Origin of the sequence: Sphingomonas faeni (genome assembly GCF_030817315.1) — a bacterium.
Lineage (GTDB): Bacteria > Pseudomonadota > Alphaproteobacteria > Sphingomonadales > Sphingomonadaceae > Sphingomonas > Sphingomonas faeni_C.
Map to the genome: position 1 here is coordinate 2,806,429 of NZ_JAUSZF010000001.1, position 20,099 is coordinate 2,826,527.

The window sequence follows — 20,099 nt, forward strand, 5'->3', positions numbered from 1 at the left end:
GACACAATCCTCCCCCGCCAGGGGGAGGTGGCTGGCGCTTGCCAGACGGAGGGGGAGGAAAGCGATGACCGCTGTTCCGTGTCCTCCCCCTCCGTCACCTTCGGTGCCACCTCCCCCTTGCGGGGGAGGATCGTGGGGTTGGACGCCCCCTTACCGCGAACGCCCGTTTGCGCTGACCAGCGTGCCGGCGCCCTGCTTGGTGAAGATCTCAAGCAGCATCGCGTGGGGGACGCGGCCGTCGATGATCACCGCGGCATCGACGCCCGATTCGACCGCCGCGACGCAGGTGTCGAGCTTGGGAATCATGCCGCCGGTCACCGTGCCGTCAGCGCGGAGTTCGGCGATCCGCGCGGGGTCGAGGTCGGTGAGCAGTTCGCCCTGCTTGTCGAGCACGCCGACGATATCGGTCAGCAGGAAGAAGCGCGCCGCGCCCATCGCCGCCGCGATCGCGCCCGCCATCGTGTCGGCATTGATGTTGTAGGTGTGCCCGTCGGCGCCGATGCCGATCGGCGCGATCACCGGGATGATATCGGCCTTGATCAGCGTGTCGAGGATGGTCCGGTCGACCGCGATCGGCTCGCCGACGAAGCCTAGGTCGACGTGGCGCTCGATCCCCTGGAGCTTGTCGGGCTCGCGGCCGTGGCCGACTTTCTGCGCGAGCACGAGGCCGGCGTCCTTGCCCGAGATGCCGACCGCGCGGCCGCCGGCCTGGCCGATCCAGCCGACGATCTCCTTGTTGATCGAGCCCGCCAGGACCATTTCGGCGATCTGCGCGGTTTCCGCATCGGTGACGCGCAGGCCGTCGACGAAGCGCGACTCCACGCCCAGCCGCTTCAGCATCGCGCCGATCTGCGGGCCGCCGCCGTGGACGACGACCGGATTGATGCCGACTGCCTTCAGCAGCACCATGTCCTCGGCGAAATCGCGCTGGAGCTCGGGGTCGCCCATCGCGTGGCCGCCGTATTTCACGACGAACGTCTTGCCGGCATAGCGCTGCAGATACGGCAGCGCCTCGGTGAGCGTTTCCGCCTTGGCGAGCAGGGCGGGATCGGGCGTGTGATCGGTCATGCCCGCGCTTTAGCCAGTCGCAATCGGTTCGTCATCCGGGGAACGTGCGTGGCGTGGCGTGGCGTGACACATCCCACGCGGCCCCATCCGTCATCCCAGCGAAAGCTGGGATCTCCCGGTTCGGGTCTCAGCGCCAGCCAATGGGGATACCCCAGCTTTCGCTGGGGTGACGGGCTTGGGGGGCGATGGGCTTTGGGGGGGCGGGCTTTGGGGGGGCGGGCTTAAAAGATGACAGGTTTAGGATGCAGCCTTCAAATCAAACGCGGTCCAGCCGGCGGCCCAATCGCACGAAGAACGTGATCATGAACGGTACCAGCACGATCGACAGCACGACCTTGGTCAGCATCTGCCCCTCCATCAGCGCGAGGATCGGCCGTTCGCCGAGGAACGAGATGGTGATGAACAAGATCGTGTCGATGATCTGCGAGATGATGCTCGCGATCATGCCGCGGAGCCAGACCAGCTTGCCCTCGCCGCTGCCGACCTGTCCCGACAGCTTCGAGAAGATCAGAACGTTGAGCGTCTGCGAGATGCCGTAGGAGATCAGCCCGGCGATCATCATCCGCGAGCTTTGCCCGACCACGATCGGGAATGCGTCGACCGCGGGCGGGTACATCCCAGGATCGTGCGGCAGCGCCAGCACCAGGTGGATCAGCCCGGCCGATACCAGCAACGGGATGAACCCCAAACGCACCAGGAACGTCGCGGTCTTCTGGCCGTGCAGTTCCGAAATCGCGCTGCTCAGCACCACCAGCAGCAGGAAGCCGAAGATCCCCGCCTCGACCGCGAGCGGCCCGAGCGCGACCTGTTTCACCCCCAGCACGCCGGCGATGCACACCATGCCGCCGTACAGGACCGAGAAAACGAAGAGCGAACGCGGGAACGCGGGAAGTGGTTTGTCCATCGCGCGGGACGCTAGCGAAAACCGCCACGCCGTCAAATGACTAGACCTCAAATGACTGGCGAGTGCGGCGCTCGCGTGTCATGTCGGTCGCTTGCGCGGCCGGGGGGCCACGCGTGTCAGTCAAAAATGCAGGGCGTCCATGGAAAGACTAGTCATCGGCCTTGCAGGCATCGCCGTCATTCTGGGCATCGCTGTGCTGCTGTCGAGCGATCGCCGCGCGATCCGCCTGCGCATCGTCGGCGCCGCGTTCGCGTTGCAGGCCGGGATCGCGGTCCTCGTGCTGTATTCGAGCTTCGGCAAGGTCGTGCTCGGCGAGATGTCGGGCGGCGTCGCCAACCTGCTCGGCTATTCGCAGAAGGGCACCGAGTTCCTGTTCGGCAAGATGGCGACGCCGGAAATCGGCGGGCAGAGCTTTGCGATCGCCGCGCTGCCGGTGATCATCTTCTTCGCCAGCCTCGTCTCGATCCTCTATTATCTCGGCATCATGCAGCTGGTGGTGCGCTGGGTCGGCGGCGGGATCGAGAAGGTCATTGGCGTCTCGAAGGTCGAATCTTTGTGCGCGGCGGCGAACATCTTCGTCGGCCAGAGCGAGTCGCCGCTGGTGATCCGGCCGTATCTGGCGGGGCTCACCCCGGCGCAGCTGTTCACCGTGATGACCAGCGGCATGGCGGGCGTCGCGGGTACGATCCTCGCGGCGTATGCGTCGATGGGCATCCGGATCGATTACCTGCTGGCGGCGAGCTTCATGGCCGCGCCGGGCGGCATCCTGATGGCGAAGATCATCATGCCCGACCGCGTCATGCCGCCCGAAGGCGAACTGGCGCTTGGCGATTTGCCGGGTGAATCGTCCGCCGGCGAGCCGATGCCGCAGGCGACGCATGACGAGGAAAAACCCGCCAACCTGATCATGGCCGCAGCCCAGGGCGCGCAGACCGGCGTCCGCCTCGCCGTCGCAGTCGGTGCGATGGTGCTGGCGTTCGTAGCGCTCGTGGCATTGGCGAACGGGCTGCTCGGCGGGCTCGGCAACATGATCGGGCTGCCGGGGCTGAGCTTCCAGGGGCTGCTCGGCTATGTCTTCGCGCCGATCATGTTCCTGCTCAACGTGCCGTGGAGCGAGGCGGGGATCGCCGGCGGGCTGTTCGGGCAGAAGATCGTGCTGAACGAATTCGTCGCGTATATCTCGCTCGGCACGCAGCAGGGGCTGAGCGCGCGGACGATCGCGGTGATCACCTTCTCGCTGTGCGGGTTTGCGAACTTCTCGTCGATCGCGATCCAGATGGCGGTGACCGGGAGCCTTGCGCCGAACCAGCGGCCGATGATCGCCAAGCTGGGTCTGCGCGCACTGGCGGCCGGGAGTTTGGCGAACCTCATGTCGGCGGCGCTCGCGGGTCTGCTGATCGGCTGAGCCGTCCGTCATCCTGACGAAAGTCAGGATCCAGGGTAACAAGCGCCACCTTTCATGGCTCTGGATCCTGACTTTCGTCAGGATGACGGGACTGGGGCGACGGCGCCCCGAAACGCAATCGGGCCCGCCACCTTCCGGCGACGGGCCCGACGAAACTGCCTCTTGGGGGGATCGAGGCAGCTATCTCGCGTAAAGGCGCGCGATTACGGCAGCATCACCGTGTCGATGACGTGGATCACGCCGTTCGACTGCATGACGTTGGCGATCGTGACGCGGCCCTTGTGGCCCTTGCCGTCCATGATACTCCAGCCGCTGCCTGCCTTCATGAACATCAGCGGCTCGCCCTGCACGGTGGTGTAGGTCGCGGTGCCGCCATTTGCCTTCGCCTTGGCGGCAATGTCGGCGGCGGTGATCGTGCCGGGGACGACGTGATAGGTCAGGACGCCGGCGAGTTGCGCCTTGTTCTCCGGCTTGAGCAACGTGTCGACGGTGCCGGCGGGCAGTTTCGTGAATGCGGTGTTGGTCGGCGCGAACACCGTGAACGGCCCCGGCCCCGACAGCGTCTCGACCAAGCCGGCGGCCTTTACCGCGGCGACCAAAGTCGTGTGATCCTTTGAATTGACGGCGTTCTCGACGATGGTCTTGGTCGGGTACATCGCAGCACCGCCGACCCTCGGGTTGGTCTGGGCTGCGACGGTCCCGCTGCCGCTGACGGCAACTGCGGCTGCAACGATCGCGGTACGAAACACGTGATTCACGGCATGCTCTCCTTCACGGCGCCGTTCATTCGGCGCAACCGCAAGAAGATACGGCCGGATCGGGATAATGATGCAGCCGTGTTTCAGATCGTTGCGAGAAGCCTGTCCCATGCCGCGATCTCATCGTCGTGACGCTTCGTTACGGTCAGATCGCTTGCCGTTGCCGTCGCGAAATCGACGTCGATCGACCCGCTCCATTCGAACGTCGCGTTACCCGACAGCGTGACCATCGCCGCTTCGCTCGCCTCGGCGCGGACCAGCCCGCCCTTGTTGAAGACGGTGGTCGGCGTGTCGTACGCGATCCGCCCGGTCAGGCACGCGGCGTAGGTCGACGCCGCCATCGCGCTGCCGCAACTGTCGGTTAGTCCGACCCCGCGCTCGAAGGTGCGGACGAACAGATCGGCGCCGCGGACTTCGACGAAGCTGACATTGGCGCGGTTGGGGAGCCAGTCGGGCGCTGCCTCGCATACCTCGCCGACGCATACGAGTTCGGCCTCGTCGATGGCATCCACGAACGTCACGAGATGAGGGTTCGGCATTGCGACGGCGGTGAAGGCGCGGTCCGTCGGCAAACCGGCAATCGGCGTGTCGACGATGTGATCTGCGCCGACTTTCATCGGCCAAGCCGTGACGTCGAGCGACGCCGGCCCTGCGATCTCGCGCACGGTGAAGACGCCTGCGGCGATATCGGCATCGTGCTCCACTGCCGCATCGCTCGTCTTCAGCAACGCCGTCGCGGCCCCCAAGCCAGTCGCCTCGAACCCGGCGCGCGCGACGCAGCGCAACCCGTTGAGGCACGTCTCCGACTCGCTGCCATCCGAATTGAACATCCGCATGCCGAACGCATGGGTCTCGTCGCCGGCGGTCAGCAACAGGAGTCCGTCACCGCCAACCGGTCCATCCCGATCCGCCAGCGCGCGCGCAACGGCAGCCCAGACCGGATCGTCAAGCGTCGACGCGCGTGCGTCGATTAGCGGAAAGTCGTTGCCGGAGCCGTGACATTTGATGAGGTCGAAGCGCATGCTGGCCATCTAGTCACGCCCACGCACCAATGCGAGCGCCTATCGAATGCCGTAATGCGCGGCCAGTCGATCGAGCGCGAGCGTCAGCACCAGCCTCCCCGCCCGTGCCGGCCATTGCAACGCCTTCTCGGCCGCAGGCAGCCCTTCCCCCGCACAAACCACGCGCCACAGGATATCCGCCAGGCCCGGCCCCGCCGCCGCCAGCGCCGCGTCGAACCGACGTTTCGCCGCGATCTGGGCCGATGTCGGACCGAGCCCGTCATGCCCGCCATCGACCCGCTCCGCCCAGCACATCGTCACGCTCGGCGCGATCGATGCGCGTTCGTAATCGGCCCGCAACCGCTCGCCCGCCTCGAACTGCGCCAAGGTAATCAACACGCGAGACCGCAACCAGCCGAGCGGAGACTCCGCGAGGTTCACGGTTACGGTACGACCACGACGCGCGCCGACCGGCTGTGGAACACCCTCCGAATCGATCGACCGCTCTTCCAGTTCGCGCATCCGCCATCTCCTGTTGCGCATGCCGGTTGCCACAACGGCACGGTTGTAGGACAGAAGAATAACCCATCTGGTTTGGAGCCATTAGATGATTACCGCCATTCGCGAAGTCCGGCGTGCCAAGGGGTTGACGCTGGAGGACGTCGCCCGACGCTGCGATCCGCCAACGACCGCACAGACGATCGGGCGGCTGGAGACCGGCACGCGCACCGTCTCGATCGGTTGGCTCAACCGGATCGCCGCCGCGCTGGGCGTAGAGGCGGGCGACCTCGTGGCCCTGCCGGATCGTGCCGACCTGCCCGTCGCGGCGATCCTTGATGGCCGCGGAGCCCATGCGCCGCGGCGAACCACGACGGCCCCACCGCCCCGGGTCGCGCTGGGCCAGATCGCGATCACCGTCGCGAACGGCACCGGCGATTACCGCGCGGGCGACGTGATATGGGCAGCGACGTTGAGCCCTGCCGATTTTGCAAGTGCGCTCAACCGCGACGTGCTTGTCCCGCAACCGGCGGGGCGTTTCGCGTTCGGACGGCTGACTGGGTGCGATGGCGGCGTTACCATCCTGCCGCTGGGCGCGTGCATGCAGTCGCCGACAGTCGCAGACCCGGCGTGGATCGCGGTCGCAGTGCGGCTTGTCCGCGAACTGTAGGAATGCTGGGCGATGACGGGCTCGAACCGTCGACATTCTCGGTGTAAACGAGAGATTTCCACAGCTTCCCCTCCTTCAGCCCCGTTCTAGCGGCGGAGCATAGCGAGAACGTACGTGAGACATTTCAAGTCCATGCTGTTCATTTGCTGTCCACCGATCGGCACCAGCGATCCCGGTGAACGTAGGTCGCATAGTTGTTGCGAGCTCACGACAACGCTGCGCCCGTCTAGGTAATCGCTACGCGGAAAAGGGCACGCAGGGTTGCTGCGCGCCTTTCAGTTTCACCAGATATGTACCCGGTTGGGAGGAGCGAGATACAACGCATCGCCGAGCTTCACGCCGAACGCCGCGTACCATGCGGCAACGTTCCGGACGATTCCGTTGACGCGGGAGAACAGCGGCGGGTGCGGATCAGTCAACAACCGCGCGCGCCGCGCCTTCCCGCAACTTGGCCTGCCACGCCTGCGCATAAGCTAGGAAGAACCGCTGGTCGCCGGTCAGCCCGCCGATCGCCTGGCCCTTGCCGTGTTCCGCCTGATACTTCCGATAGGCGGAATACGCCGTTTCGACGCCGCCGAAATCACCAATATTCTCGCCAAGTGTCAACGCGCCCTTCACGTGGACGCCGGGGATCGGCTCATACGCGTCATACCGCTTCGACAGTGCTACGGCGCGCTGCGTAAAGGTGGTGCGTGATTCCGGCGTCCACCAATGCTCGAACTTGCCGGACGCGCTGAACTGGCTACCCTGATCGTCAAATCCGTGACCCACTTCGCGGCCGATGATCGCCTCGATCGCGCCGTAGTTGACCGGCGCATCCGCCTTCGGGTCGAAATAGGGCGGCTGCAGGATCGCGGCCGGGAAGGTAATCTGGTTGTTAGGCGGATTGTAATAGGCGTTCACGGTCTGCGGCGTCATGCCCCACAGGGGTGCGATTGACCGGCTTGCCGAGGCGCGAGAGGTACAGCTGGTGCTGGAACTCGCCCGACCGTATCCCGTTGCCGAGCGGATCGGCGCTATGGTCGCTTGCCTATAACTCGGCACCGGCCCCCGCGTTTGGCTGCCCGCCTTGCAGAAGGGCTTCCGCCAGCCGGATGTACTGAAGCAACTAAGACGCCGCGGCTCTCGCGTTCGCCTCGTGGACCAAGGCGAATGGCAAGGTCATGTTCGGCCTCGTGCGCAGGCGCACTGCCGAGGTTGCTCGCTACCGCGAGGACGTGGCAAACCTCGCGCGCCTCACCTTCAACGCCGTCACCTGACCGGACCACCGTGAAGAAGCTGCTCACCGCTGCGCTATGCGCGGCTTCGATAATGCTCGCCAGCTGCGCGACGATGCCGACCCCGTCGAACGCGCAGGCCGCGCAGATCGAATCCGCGATTGATCGGGCTCAGGCCGCGTATGATCGAATCGGTGCGGCTGCCCAGATCGTGCTGCCGTTCCTGTCGCCAGATCACGCAGCGCGGATCCATCTCGCGATGTCGCTGGCGGAACGCGGCCTGCTGGCAGCGCGCTATGCCGCGACGGCTGACGAGCAACTTGACGCGCTGAAGCAGGCAGAAGCTGCGGCCGTGTAGTCCGCCATGCGCCTCTGATCCAGCGCCCAAGTGTATGTCGTGACGTCCGCGTCGTCGCGAAACGTGATTGGGAGTTTGACGGCGCTTGAGTGTCGCTCGGGGCTGGGCCGGCATGACTTTCAGTAAACTAAGTTCCCAAGCGCCTACCGCGCAATAGCCACCTTCTTTCGGCTGTAAGTCAATTTTGCGTTAAGTCGGGATCCTGTAATAATTCCCGGCCGCTCGATGAGCAGGTACGTAAAAGCAGTTAGTATCGTCACCGCGACAGCAAATAGCGGCATTGCGATTACAGGCTTCGTTTCCGGTCTCAGGAGGGTAAACCCCAAATAGAGAAGGGATCCGTGCAGAAGGTAGGTTCCGTACGAGCATTCGCCCAAAACAATTGATGATGTCGAACCGAAGATGCCAAATATCGAGTTTCCACAAACCACCGCGAGAAAAAAGAAGCCAAATGCTGGCATGGCGAAGCTATAAGGATTTCTGAATATCATCACCGACGCGAGCAACCACGCACATGCCAATGCGGCGGCGGGACGGGACCGCATCAACCGTACAACTACTGCGTGCGACTTCAGTTCGTAAGCAAGCATCCCCAAGGCAAAAAGTGGGATGTAGGTAAAAAGCGATATGTCTGTGATCCGTCCGATGATGCCGCCGACGCAGAGCGCTACCGGCACAAGCCACGTCCGGTTACCGACGAACAAGCGGGCAAAAGCGCAGACCGGCAGGACGACGAAGTAAAATATCCACTCGTAGTAGATGGACCACAAAACGGAAGCATTGACCATCTTACTTTGCCTAAATCCGAAAATATCAAGCGTCTGCTTTCCGCTGATCCAGCTCACGACCTCAAGCGGATATCGTACGGTTGGCCGAAGATTGGTTGTCGTAGCTATCACCGCCGATACGATCAGAATGGAGAGGAGGAGTAGTGGAACAATCCGAAAAATACGCTTCATATAAAGCTGAGACCAAGAGACATTACGAAATCCCGCAAGCACTCTTGGATAAAACACCAGTCCGGTTATCATAAAGAAGAGGGCCACGCTTCCCTGTCCCAATTGGTTGAAGAACGGAACTTGCGGCTCATTCCAACTTCCATTCGCCTTTGCCGACATCCAGACGACAAAGTGATGGCACATGACAGACACTCCAAGAAAACCGCGGAGGCTATCGATATGTCCAATCCTTCGACCTTCAGGCAGAGGGAAGCCAATTCCCGCTATTACCCGCCCGCATAAGTTAGCGGCAATTAACGCGAGGCCCACTGCGACCACTATCTCAATCGTATAGGCCATCATCAATTCCCCCCGCTGGCTTCCCTGCCGGCCCCTAGCTGTACTGGCCCCGCAAGCGAGAACAATAGCGAAGGCCGCATACGGCAAGACCGGCACGCAACACTTGGAGGTCCCCGTTCTTTGGGATAATTCGATACTCGGCGCGAAGGCAAATCGCCGCAACCGGCTGGTGTAGGGTCTCGCTAGATAGCCAGCCGCAACCGACAGTGCCTGCACGTTTTCATGCCCGGGTGAGAATAGCTCGTCGTGAAATGGTGGCCTGTGATCAGGATGCACTTGAGGCGTTTAAAAATGCGCATGAGCGAACTCCGCTGAAGGTGTCAGAGAGACTGGGTTTACGCGCGACTGGGATACCGACGTGGTAGTGGCGTTACCCGACCGGTCTGGCGAGTGAAAACCTTCGCATATGCACAAATTAATGCCTGCCTTTGACCAACAACAGTCACGTAACCCTCCGTTGTCGCGGGAAAGGATGACGCATGGTTGCAACAGCCACGACCGACTATATCAGGAAGGCGATGCGGGCGACCGCTGCACTTGCCCCGCCCTCCCTAAGGGGGGCAACATCACCCAATCAATCAGTGCGATGAAATCGGTATAGTGCTCTAATGACGCTGTAGACGTGCTCGGCGCTTCCGCCGACGGGACCTTCAGCGGCGAATGAACCTGAACGCTCGTGCAACAGGGCCGGTCCGGGACAGGCGTTCGTCGAGCAGTTCGAGCACGCCACGGCCGAGGAAGACGTTAGGTAAGAGCGTGGCGCAGGCGAAGTACACGATTCCGGCGAGCGATGAAGAACCCGTCAAGCGAATAACTACCGGCAGTGCGGTCTGCGCACGCAAGAACTCTGCTGCGATCATTGCTATCGTACCGATCAACGCGGCGGACGCAATGCCGGGCAGGAAAGCCTTTAACATATCGAGCCAGGTCAGGCCGACATGGCGGATGACGGAGTTGTTGAGCAGGATAAAGACGATCGCGATCGATGTTAGGGTGGAGACCGCCACGCCATTGATGCCCCAGATTAATCCAATGGCAGCGCCGCCGATGACGCATACCGCGTATAAAACCTGCGAAAATGCATTCTGGTAGGCCAGCCCCAGACCATTGCCAGCGCTGCCTGCTACCTTGTAGCACGTGCGCGCGAAGATCCCTCCCGCGAGAATTGCGAATGGGGTGGTGGCGTCCAGCCATCGGCTGCCTAAAAGCGTTTCGACAATCTCCCTCGCCTGAGCGACGCAAACGACGGATATCGGCAGTGTAATCGACGCGGTAAGCTGCATGCATTTTATATATGCCCGGCGAAACCGCGCATGGTCGTGAGCGACCCGCGCGAACGCGGGAAACAGGACGGTATTCAACATGCTCGCCAACAGCGAGTTGGACAGATTCATCAATACGTAGGACCGCTCGTACCGCCCGAGTTCGGTTGGTCCCAGCAGCTTGCCCACGACGAAATAATCGCCTCGCTGTGCAAAGAAGTTCGCGAACCGCTGCAATCCGAAGCCAGTGCCTAGCTTCATCAGATCCTTGTATTCCAAGCGTCCGAAATGCAGCGACATATCGTGCGGCTGCGCTCGCATTAGGATAATGCTCTGGAGGAGTGCGCCCACTACTTGTGGAATGATGAGCGCCCAATAACCGCCCCCAGCGAATGCGATTGGAATCCCGACCACCACCTGCGCCCCCACATAGGCTATTATGTTACTTTTAGCGATCGGCTTGAAGATATGAGCACGCTCTAGTAATTTACTCGATATCGTGCTGGCCGCCATGATTGGCGGTATGACTGAGCTTACGTAAAGTACCCCCTCAAGGTCCGGAAGAGAAAAGAACGCCGCTATGGTAGAACTTGCTACGATCACCATCATCATTGTCACAACGCCAACTGCCAAGGACGAGGTGAAGGCTGTTCTGATATGATTGGTAGTAAGATCTTTCATATGGACAATGGACTGGGACATGCCGGTCGTCGCGATCATTCTAGCAAATTCGACAAAGATGTTCGAAATCGCCACCACGCCGAAATCGTCTGGTGCCAGAAGCCGCGCCATGACGCCAACGACTGCGATCCTTAGAAGGGCTGTGGCAAGCGTGCTCGAGGCAAGTTGTGCAAAACCGCGAACCGTTTGGTGTGAAATCGAGGAGTTCGGGACAGCGGAAGTTTTGTCAGTCATATCCCGCCTAAGTTAAAGATTGTGGAGAGAGCACTTGCCGAACGCTACGGGCAATGTACACCGGGATGATGCACTGCAGCAAGGAAAGGTTCGCCGGCGAGGTAACACATTCACCGGACGAATGCCCTCGGAAGCATTGCCACCATTCAGACGATCATGACGATAGGGATTTTGATGAGCAAACCTCTGAAAATCGGAGTGTTCGGATTTTACAGCTACCGGAACCTGGGCGACAACCTGATGGCGTATCTCATATCGAGGCACTTGCAGGAACGCGGCCATCTGCCCGTCGTCTTCTCGAAGAATGCGGCGGACATGGCCGAATGGGGCATTCCCGTCTTCGGTGACGTTCGCGAGTTCATGGCGAACTGCGACATCGTTTTCCTGGGCGGAGGAGGCTTGCTAATCCCTCGTCCGCGACTGTCGGGCATTGGCCAGGATTTTAACGAAGACCTGAAGGCAATGCTCGAGGTTTCGACTGAGAACGATATTCCCCTCTATGGTTTTTCCTTGGGCGGCGCCGGCGTTCCCCTCACTCAGATCGTCCCCTCGCAGCGACGCGATCTGATTTCCCAGATGAAATACGTGACGCTTCGCAACAGGGAAGACCTGCAACTTCTCGAGCAGGCGAATATCCAGGGTGAGTTCCTGGACGATATCGTCTGGAGCGTCGCCAACAAGATTCCCGCTCGAACCAAGCCGAAGGGCAAAGAAAGGTACCGAATCGGCATAAATCTCTATCTTGGAGACTCGCCCAAGTTCTATCCTACGAAGTTCCTGATATCAGCGGCTACCAAGATCAGGAGAGATATCAATTTTATATTTTTTGATATCCACCCGAATGCCGATGGTGCTTTCAATGCCTTTTACATTGAGGGTCCGAACTGTCAGAAAAAGTTCGCCCTGGATATTCAAGAATCGTGTGATGATGTCGCATCTCTGGATCTGTTAATCACCACGCGGCTTCACCTCGGGGTTATGGCAATGAGCTACGGCGTTCCGAGCGTGGCCTACGCAGCAGTTACGAAGACGAAGCTGCTTTACAACCGAATCGGTCGCCAAAAGTTCTTTTGGAAAAGCTATGAATTCTACAAGTTTTCACTACTGTTTCTGTTTCCTTCCGGCTTCAAGACGGATGGGAAGGAAATTCTGCCCCAGCAGGTAAACGACAACGCTCTTCTTCACTACGATGCCATAGACAGGATTCTCGCCGCGCAAGCTTAGCTGCGCCATGTACGAACTGTTCTCATCAGTCTACCATAAAGGCGCCCGGCTTGCGTATCATCCTGACTAACACCTTGTTTCCGCCCATAATCAAGGGCGGCGCCGAGGTATCGACGTTCAACCTTGGCAAGGCTCTGGTCGAGCGGGGGCATGAGGTGCATGTCATTACCGTCGTGCCGGACAGGGAAAGTGTGAACCATGAGCACGGCATGGTGGTGCACCGCATCAAGCCTCGCTTCGTAGACTATCCCTTCGATAAACCCGATCGCAGCAGCTTGCGTAAGCTGGGCTATCACGCGATCGAGAATTATAATCCGCTTATGCGCGCGCGGCTGCGGCCGATCATGGAAGCAGTGCAGCCGCAGATCGTCCATACTAACATCATGCAGCTGCTCACCTGTGGCGTGTGGAGCGCGGCCAAGGACGCCGGCGCCAAGGTGGTCCACAACTTGCGTGACTACTGGCTGTTGTGCGCGCGGTCGGGCTATTTTCGCGGCGACGATCCCTGTTCGCGCAAATGCCTTGATTGTGCGCTGGTCACACGTCCACGCCGCGGTCGGACCGCCGATGTTGATGGCGTCGTCGCGGTGGGCCAGTACGTGCTCGACACGCATCTGGCTGCGGGTCTGTTTCCCAATGCCAAGGTCGCTCGTGCGATCCTGAGCGCCACGGCGCCGGTGGAGTCGATCAAGGGCGGGGTACCTGACCGCTCTGGTGTGACGATCGGCTACATCGGCCGGATCAAGGAAGCTAAGGGGCTGCGCGTGCTGCTGCAAGCCATGGCCAAGGTACCCGCCGACGTGCCCGTACGCTTGCTCGTGGCCGGCGACGGCGAAGCCGCCTACATGGACGAGATGCACGACTTGGGCGACGCTCGCACGACGTTCCTAGGTTGGTGCAAGTCGGAAGATTTGTACCGCAAGGTCGATCTGGTGGTAGTGCCCTCGCTCTACCCCGAGCCACTCCCCCGCAGCATCCTAGAAGCCTACCGCTACGGCCTGCCGGTTATCGCCGCCCGCTCCGGTGGCATCCCCGAAGTAGTCGATCCAGGCCGCAGCGGATGGCTCTACGAAGGGCGTGATGTCGACGAACTCGCCCGCCTGATCACTGCCTTGCCCAGCCCCATGGGTCTCGACACACTGGACAACACGGCCCGCGATGCGATCGTCAGCCGTACTGATCCAGACTACGTGGTCGATGCATACGAGTCGGTATATCGGGATGTGCTGGCGACGGCGTGAACGCGATCAGGGCAACAGTGACCGCTACCTGGAAACGTTCTCATTTCGAAATGTTTTGCCGTGCCTATGATGAGGCGTTCAAAAAACCTGCCATCACCCCCGAATGTTGCAAAACATACTCGCCGGCCCTTGTCGCTAGATGATCGGTGTCATGATGGACAGGGTAGACGCTGAGCCACCGCGTGCACTCGTCCCCCAGACAGAATGATTTTCGGGGTTCGACATAGGACGCGCCAGGCAGAGCTATCTTAAGCCCTGGAAAAAAAACGCTGAGATCGAGATCTTGGCAGTGTTTCAGGCACGAACGGACAGAACGATGGGGGCAAGTCGTGCATTCTGAGTTGCGCTAGGCATTCCGGTCCTGGCACTTGAAGCTCGCGAACATCGCGAAATACGCTTACTTTTATGTTAGCCCTTCCGAGCTCCGACGATGGTAGCAAATGACCCGCGCAGCGCACTTTCTGTTTGAAGGATGCGACCGGTGGCATCCAGTAATTGTTGCATCTCGATGTGCTCAGGCGGGAAGAAGGCACGGGCCTATCGGCCTATCAGTATGACTTAGCTCATGTCATCGGATCGCGGCAGTTCCTGAAGAAAATCCGCATTCATCGCTGTGCATCCGTCCCCTATTTGCCCCGTCTCTTCGCGACGATGGCCTCCGGAAGGCACGCCATAGATCGCCAGGATCGCACCGGCCAACAATTCCTATACGCCTGTGGGCAACATGTAGAGGTTCGCAGCCGCATGGTTCGATAATAGGACAATATCGAGAAATAGGATACGGCCTTCCCAGCGAAATACAGCGGGAGCTGACGAGACGTTTTGCTCGTCGAATCAACGTCATGCCCAAGCCTGCTCCCACACTTGGTAAGAGTACGGCTAGCGATGGCGAATACGTAGACTGACGACCTCGGGTCTTTATTAAAACTTTCATAACGGACAGGGGGCAGTTCGTTCCGTCAGCCCAACAGTGCAACACTACATTCTTCTTCCGTTCGGAGAAAGAAGCTAGAATCCCTTATGAACATGGCGCAAGATCGCTGTGACCGATCCGTTGCTAAAAACTTGGGGCCTACGAGGTGCCAGGGATGAAGCATCTGTTGCAATGCGGCGCATGCGGAAAGCTGTCTTCGGAGAGCCTAGTCGAACGGGGCGACCCGCTCGGCTCGCCCATGGTCATTACGAAGCGGCGGCGACCACCGCTATGGTCGTGTTCGCGGTTCCTGTTAATTGTCCGCTTCCGCCAGATCTCAGATTTTACGCACCCGCGATACGTGCACCGCAAAAACCCGGATCAAATACTTCATCACTTACTTTTCGGACGGCGATCTCGATTTGGAAAGCGAAGAATAGCTCAAACCGCCGCAACGTTAGCGTATTCAATTTCGCCAGCTTTTTGCTCAAGATGCGTCGCTTCACCTTAACCAACTGCAACCCGGTTCCAGTCATCAGCTTTACAGCGGAATCCTCGGAGAAAAAACGGATGTGAGTTCTATCAAAAAGACCTGTATTTCTGTACTTCCAGTTCCCAGTCAAGATTGTCCAGACGAACCTCAGCTGCTGCGAATTAGGGACTGATGTGACGATTGTCGCGCCGATAGGCAAAGCCGTGTGCAACTCTGCGACCACGCGCCAGGGATCATATAAATGCTCCAAGACGCAAAGGCAGAAAACCAGATCAACAGGAGCGCGACGAGCCAGCGCGTTGGCAAGCTGCCCCTCTTTGTTGAGATTGACGAGAATTACATCGTCTACCTTGCTTTTGGCGACGTCCAAGGCCTTCTCAGAATAGTCTGCTACATAGACCCGTTCGGCACCCAGATGCCTCTTCATATGCGCGGCGAACTCGCCAGTCGAGCCACCCACGTCGAGGATTGTACCAACCGTAGATGGGCAAAGCTCGGTTATCCCGGCCCTATCGGACTGCGCGTAGATAGGCACTGTTGGTTCGGCCATACATCCCCCTTAAGACGTGTGACGGTTCCAATTGTGAGTTCTTCGCATCGGCGGCCGAGCACACACGAAGGGGGTAAGCATAGAATGCGCCGAGCGCAAATGGCACAGTATGGCCCGTCGCAGCTACGAGGCGCTTATCTGCCAGCAGCGACCTCGAACGCGGCGGTCCCCGCCTCCGCCTGTTTCACCACCGCCAGCTGCTCGGCAGCCGTCGCGGCATATCGCCCTGCATTAGACCGCGCTTCGCTAATGGATGGTCAGGGTCGCATTACCTCTGGTTTCAGTATTTATGACCATAGAGCACTAAATATTAACCACACCTTACAAGCGTCGACCATTCGGGCGCTGCGGTAACAAAGCTATTACAGTAGAGAGCTATTACAACATCTCCACATGTTAGTGGTGGTGTTTGGGATCGTAGCTGCCGCGATTATTATTCCTGGCGTAAGGTTAGTACATAATTGCGTAATCGCAGCAGGCAGCGTTGGGGCAAAAATGCTGAGTCCTATATTTTAGACGCTGGGACACCCGCAAAACCCATCAGGTAACTCGATGTATCGAGATAGATGGCCGCCTTTAACTAGGCGTTTTCACGGACGACAGCGCCTTCTTGTATGCTTCGTTGATCCGCTTCACCATGGCGTTGATACCCCAAGGCGACAGGTCAACCTCGCGTGCGACGGCCGCCATGCTATCCCGCCGTGCTGGGTTATCGACGAGGGCAATGAAATTGGCCGCGAGCGCGGGAAAATCATTGATTGCGCAGAACAGGCCGTTGCGTTGGTCCGCCACCACCTTGTCGATCCCGGGCAGGGCCGGCGTTACCACTGGCCGACCGGCTAACGTTGCCTGAACAACTACGCGAGGCAGCCCTTCGTTGCCCGCGGCGTGCAGGACGATATCAGCGCTGACCAGTAGGTTGGGCAAATCCTTGCGGAACCCGAGCACGATCACGTGCTCGACAAGGTTCAGTTCCCCAATCCGTGCCTGGAGCGCGGCATGCTCGGGTCCTTCTCCGGCGATAACGAGCATCCAGTCCTGCCGATCGCTATAGACGCCAAGCGCCTCGACCAGATCTCCGATCTGTTTACGTTTCTCGAGATGCCCGGCGATTAGGCCGACCGTGCGACCGACAGCCGTTCGGCCTTCGGGCAGGATCGTGGACCAGTCGAGCTTTTCGGCTTGTCGGTACTGCTCGGTATCCATCCCGCTGGGCACCCAGAAATGGCGGTCGGGCTTGCCCAAGCCCTCAACAATGCAAATCCGCTGCATCTCCTCGCTGACGCTGAGAAAGGCATCCGTAAACGGCGCGACCGCCTTTTCCATGCCGAGGTAGAGCAGGCGCTTGGTGCCGGACATGTTGAGGAAAGGCAGAATATGGACGCCATGTATGATCAGTGGCACCCGGACCAAGCAAGCCGCGAGGCGGCCGAGAATGCCTGCCTTGCTCTCGTGCGTATGAACAATCAACGGCTTGAGCTCACGGAATTTGCGGCTGAGCGCGATTACACAAGCGAGGTCCTGCAAAGATGGATCTCGGACTAGTGATGGCACAAAATGCCAGTGCACCCGCGAATCCAACCCGGCAACCATCTCGGGATGATAGCGCCCCGTGATCAGGTGAACATCGTGGCCCTGCGCCGCCTGGCCATTGCACGTGAAGAGCGTGTTCTCGTCCGCGCCACCGCGGATAAAGCGGGTGATCACATGGACGATGCGGCTTTGTGGAGGTAGCTCCCTTTCTGCCGGCATTTTAGGGCCAGACTCGAGAGATGTAGCGTTGGTCACGGCGGGTTACCTTCGACGAATGGCCATCAGGTATGACGGCCAGAGACTATGCCCGCCTTACGTCTGGCCGTCAGCCTAGAAGCTTTGGAACAACGCAAAAAGCGGAAGAGTGCGGATGGCGTCCTGATAAAAGCCCTTGGCACTATTATAGCCCACAAAGACCTTGTCCCCGCCGTAAATAACGGGATCAGCCATACTACCTTCATTAATGGCGCGAATGTCGAAACGTGCAGCCATGCGCTGTCCGTCGCGTTGACGAACAACAATCACTTCATTTAACTTGGCCAACTGCGCCGGCCCACCGGCCTTAGCCAGTACCGTTGTAAGATCCGAGTTTCCGAAGATAGTGATCACACCAGGGGAATTAACCTGGCCACCAACCGCGACCTGCTTGGATGTGTATTCGAGCACGTTCACCGTCACTTGCGGGTTCCGCAAATAAGCGGGCCGCAGATTCGATTCGACGCCCTTGGCAAGCCCGGCTGCGGTAGTACCTACTGCCTTGACCGGGCCGAGCAAAGGCATGCTCACCAAGCCCTGCGGGCCGATGATGACGCTCTCGAGCGACATGTCCGTCTGTCCGTAGACAAGGATCGAGATCCTATCGCCCGGCCCAAGGAGGTAACTATCATCCGCTTGCTGCGGCGCAGCCGACTGCATTGCAGCATAGGCTAAAGCGCCGCTCGGGACATCTTTAGCTCCGCCAGCGCAACCAGAAAGCAACGCAGCAGACATCAGATATCCGCATTTCCCCAGCACCCTTAACCGCATGTTACCCCGCAGCGCAGCAATTAAGCTGAGACTCTAAACGATTGATCCCAGGCATAAAATTCCACCCAACTCAACGATGTATATTTCTGACATTTACTAGCAAAACTGGAATCAAAGTTCCGTTCCGCATCATCAGGTGCGCCACTGTTAGAGTCTCACCACCCCCTCTAAAAGAGAGTGGCCGACTTATCAGGGACTTGCGGGCGTGTCGTTGCCGTCAAAAACACCTGAAATGACAAGAATGCCACCGATAAATACTAAGAAGGCAAGTCCCGGAAACAAAAACCCCGAACCAGCCAGATCGCTGCTAGCGGCTTTAGGCGACTGGCGGAAGCCCACCGCCTTGCCGGTCGTTGCAGTGCCTACCCGCGTATCAAAAGCGCGCGGTGAGGCGGCAACAGCTGACTGCCCCACCAATAGACTGGCCATAGCCAATCCGAATGTAACCTTACCAAAAGTCGCCATGCGGGTTCCCCTTAAGAAACGGCTGAAGTAATAAATCAACTTTAAGCTAACAGAGATAAGCGCATTTTCCTAGATGTTTTTGCAGTTGCGAACTAGCCCGGTCAAACGATCCATAACTTGGTGATACTCAATCGAGAATCTACGCCTTGATAACGACTTGGATCCATCAGCTCCGCCGTATGATACTCCGCGGATCGCGGCGAATCCTGTCAAGGACACTGACGTAGGCGTTACGATCATGCGGAAGAAGAAGTTCGCGCAAGTTGGGAAGCCTGCGAAGCAGGGCGTCCACCCAGAAGCCTGCCGCTACCGAGATGCTCGAGATCGCAAGCGCTGCAGCAAGGTTCACGGCGTTTGCGCTTTGCGGCAGGAGCGATTGGACGCCCTTTACTAGGGGCGCCTGTATAAAGCTGTGTACAAGGAATATGACCAACGACGCTTTACCGATAGCAGCGAGAATCAACGATAACGCGCTTTTGGGCATGCTCAAAGCCACCGCCTTCAACAATAGACTAGCCGAAACGCTGACCACAATCCCAGCTATAAAGACAATAACCGTCCCTTGACCGTATTTAAACAGCGAAATATCCAAATGATCTCGGTAGGTATAGAAAAGACCAAGTGAGAAGACAATCAAGCATGTAAAGGCACTTAATATTCTCAGTTTAATCCCGAACCTCTCAATCCGTTGATTGAATGCTCCGAATAGTACCGCGCCTGGAAATATATAAAGAACGATTGGGATACCGAGAGGAACGAAAAGGGCAACGCTTTTTGGCAGAAGATAGGTGATTATAAGGCACGCAACGCAAATTGCACTGAGCCACGCAAGCGGTACGCGACGTCGAGCCAAGAATTGCCCAACTCCGCCAACAAAGAGCAGATACCCTGCGAACGCCGGCAGAAACCAAAATAAAGAGATATCGCATGCTGCATTGATCAAGCGTGCGCTGCCGATCGCCGCGGCCTGCAGATACGCATTCAAAGAGAACTCGCCCCGCATTGCGATGGCCGCCGTGCCAAGTGTCAAGAACATAAAGAACGGCACTAGAAACCGCACCAGCACATCGGCAATTCTTGATGATCTGCTGCGCAAACCACGGGAGGCGAGCGCCAGAAAAAAGAAACCGTGAACGTGCCACTTATAGACAAATCCGAAAAACCACGACGAATGCGTAGTCAAAAGCCTATTGTGACCCAAAACGATGGCAACTATTAATATGCCTCGTACAATAAGATCGGCTTCAGGGAAAACGCTTGGCTTAATCAAGCTGTATCGATCGCGATTATCATGCAACGC

17 protein-coding genes, 1 tRNA gene and 2 pseudogenes are annotated in these 20,099 nt (G+C 59.1%); 6 read left to right on the plus strand and 14 right to left on the minus strand.

Going from position 1 to position 20,099, the window contains the following annotated elements; translation table 11 throughout:
- Window positions 1-150: 150 nt before the first annotated feature.
- Window positions 151-1,068, minus strand: coding sequence for an acetylglutamate kinase (gene argB, locus QFZ54_RS13040; protein ID WP_307087712.1), 918 nt, complete (start codon window positions 1,066-1,068; stop codon window positions 151-153).
- Window positions 1,069-1,324: 256 nt separating this feature from the next.
- Window positions 1,325-1,972 carry a queuosine precursor transporter gene (locus QFZ54_RS13045; RefSeq protein ID WP_307087713.1) on the minus strand — a complete coding sequence of 216 codons (648 nt, stop codon included), beginning with the start codon at window positions 1,970-1,972 and terminating at the stop codon, window positions 1,325-1,327.
- A 139-nt stretch (window positions 1,973-2,111) separates the two neighbouring features.
- On the opposite strand from QFZ54_RS13045, the gene QFZ54_RS13050 reads away from it, so the two are divergent.
- Window positions 2,112-3,377: a NupC/NupG family nucleoside CNT transporter gene (locus tag QFZ54_RS13050; RefSeq protein WP_307087715.1), complete on the plus strand. Its 1,266-nt coding sequence runs from the start codon at window positions 2,112-2,114 to the stop codon at window positions 3,375-3,377.
- A gap of 203 nt (window positions 3,378-3,580) precedes the next feature.
- On the opposite strand, the gene QFZ54_RS13055 is transcribed toward QFZ54_RS13050, so the two are convergent.
- The 3 genes from QFZ54_RS13055 to QFZ54_RS13065 all read right to left on the minus strand — a co-directional run bounded on the left by QFZ54_RS13055 (window position 3,581) and on the right by QFZ54_RS13065 (window position 5,658).
- Window positions 3,581-4,135, minus strand: a complete 555-nt coding sequence (locus tag QFZ54_RS13055; protein WP_307087717.1) for a fasciclin domain-containing protein — start codon at window positions 4,133-4,135, stop codon at window positions 3,581-3,583.
- A gap of 83 nt (window positions 4,136-4,218) precedes the next feature.
- A complete protein-coding gene (gene dapF, locus QFZ54_RS13060) occupies window positions 4,219-5,157 on the minus strand; it encodes a diaminopimelate epimerase (protein ID WP_307089444.1) in 939 nt (312 codons plus the stop codon).
- A 39-nt stretch (window positions 5,158-5,196) separates the two neighbouring features.
- Complete coding sequence (locus QFZ54_RS13065) at window positions 5,197-5,658, minus strand: DUF6456 domain-containing protein (protein ID WP_307087719.1); 462 nt, start codon at window positions 5,656-5,658, stop codon at window positions 5,197-5,199.
- 85 nt (window positions 5,659-5,743) lie between these two features.
- On the opposite strand from QFZ54_RS13065, the gene QFZ54_RS13070 reads away from it, so the two are divergent.
- Window positions 5,744-6,304 carry a helix-turn-helix domain-containing protein gene (locus QFZ54_RS13070; RefSeq protein ID WP_307087721.1) on the plus strand — a complete coding sequence of 187 codons (561 nt, stop codon included), beginning with the start codon at window positions 5,744-5,746 and terminating at the stop codon, window positions 6,302-6,304.
- Window positions 6,305-6,310: 6 nt separating this feature from the next.
- On the opposite strand, the gene QFZ54_RS13075 is transcribed toward QFZ54_RS13070, so the two are convergent.
- Both QFZ54_RS13075 and QFZ54_RS13080 read right to left on the minus strand, forming a co-directional pair.
- Window positions 6,311-6,375, minus strand: a tRNA-Val gene (locus QFZ54_RS13075).
- A 210-nt stretch (window positions 6,376-6,585) separates the two neighbouring features.
- Window positions 6,586-7,316, minus strand: a pseudogene (locus QFZ54_RS13080) (M13-type metalloendopeptidase); the annotation flags it as partial.
- Window positions 7,317-7,431: 115 nt separating this feature from the next.
- On the opposite strand from QFZ54_RS13080, the pseudogene QFZ54_RS20410 reads away from it, so the two are divergent.
- Together QFZ54_RS20410 and QFZ54_RS13085 are read left to right on the plus strand one after the other, a co-directional pair.
- A pseudogene (locus QFZ54_RS20410) lies at window positions 7,432-7,563 on the plus strand (hypothetical protein); the annotation flags it as partial.
- Between the two features lie 10 nt (window positions 7,564-7,573).
- Window positions 7,574-7,879: a hypothetical protein gene (locus QFZ54_RS13085; RefSeq protein WP_307087723.1), complete on the plus strand. Its 306-nt coding sequence runs from the start codon at window positions 7,574-7,576 to the stop codon at window positions 7,877-7,879.
- A gap of 143 nt (window positions 7,880-8,022) precedes the next feature.
- Here QFZ54_RS13085 and QFZ54_RS13090 read toward each other — a convergent pair whose 3' ends face one another.
- Together QFZ54_RS13090 and QFZ54_RS13095 are read right to left on the minus strand one after the other, a co-directional pair.
- Window positions 8,023-9,177 (minus strand): acyltransferase family protein, encoded by a 1,155-nt coding sequence (locus QFZ54_RS13090; RefSeq protein WP_307087725.1) that lies wholly within the window; start codon window positions 9,175-9,177, stop codon window positions 8,023-8,025.
- Between the two features lie 650 nt (window positions 9,178-9,827).
- Window positions 9,828-11,354: a lipopolysaccharide biosynthesis protein gene (locus tag QFZ54_RS13095; protein WP_307087727.1), complete on the minus strand. Its 1,527-nt coding sequence runs from the start codon at window positions 11,352-11,354 to the stop codon at window positions 9,828-9,830.
- 174 nt (window positions 11,355-11,528) lie between these two features.
- Between QFZ54_RS13095 and QFZ54_RS13100 the strand changes: the two genes are divergently transcribed.
- Both QFZ54_RS13100 and QFZ54_RS13105 read left to right on the plus strand, forming a co-directional pair.
- Window positions 11,529-12,578 carry a polysaccharide pyruvyl transferase family protein gene (locus tag QFZ54_RS13100; protein ID WP_307087729.1) on the plus strand — a complete coding sequence of 350 codons (1,050 nt, stop codon included), beginning with the start codon at window positions 11,529-11,531 and terminating at the stop codon, window positions 12,576-12,578.
- A gap of 50 nt (window positions 12,579-12,628) precedes the next feature.
- Entirely contained in the window at window positions 12,629-13,819 is a 1,191-nt protein-coding gene (locus tag QFZ54_RS13105) for a glycosyltransferase family 4 protein (RefSeq protein ID WP_307087732.1), read from the plus strand.
- A gap of 1,257 nt (window positions 13,820-15,076) precedes the next feature.
- On the opposite strand, the gene QFZ54_RS13110 is transcribed toward QFZ54_RS13105, so the two are convergent.
- The 5 genes from QFZ54_RS13110 to QFZ54_RS13130 all read right to left on the minus strand — a co-directional run bounded on the left by QFZ54_RS13110 (window position 15,077) and on the right by QFZ54_RS13130 (window position 20,096).
- Window positions 15,077-15,775 (minus strand): class I SAM-dependent methyltransferase, encoded by a 699-nt coding sequence (locus QFZ54_RS13110; RefSeq protein WP_307087733.1) that lies wholly within the window; start codon window positions 15,773-15,775, stop codon window positions 15,077-15,079.
- A 576-nt stretch (window positions 15,776-16,351) separates the two neighbouring features.
- Entirely contained in the window at window positions 16,352-17,563 is a 1,212-nt protein-coding gene (locus QFZ54_RS13115) for a glycosyltransferase (RefSeq protein WP_307087735.1), read from the minus strand.
- 75 nt (window positions 17,564-17,638) lie between these two features.
- Window positions 17,639-18,298, minus strand: coding sequence for a polysaccharide biosynthesis/export family protein (locus QFZ54_RS13120; protein WP_307087737.1), 660 nt, complete (start codon window positions 18,296-18,298; stop codon window positions 17,639-17,641).
- Between the two features lie 225 nt (window positions 18,299-18,523).
- Window positions 18,524-18,799: a hypothetical protein gene (locus QFZ54_RS13125; RefSeq protein ID WP_307087739.1), complete on the minus strand. Its 276-nt coding sequence runs from the start codon at window positions 18,797-18,799 to the stop codon at window positions 18,524-18,526.
- A gap of 166 nt (window positions 18,800-18,965) precedes the next feature.
- A complete protein-coding gene (locus QFZ54_RS13130) occupies window positions 18,966-20,096 on the minus strand; it encodes an acyltransferase family protein (RefSeq protein ID WP_307087741.1) in 1,131 nt (376 codons plus the stop codon).
- Window positions 20,097-20,099 lie beyond the last annotated feature (3 nt).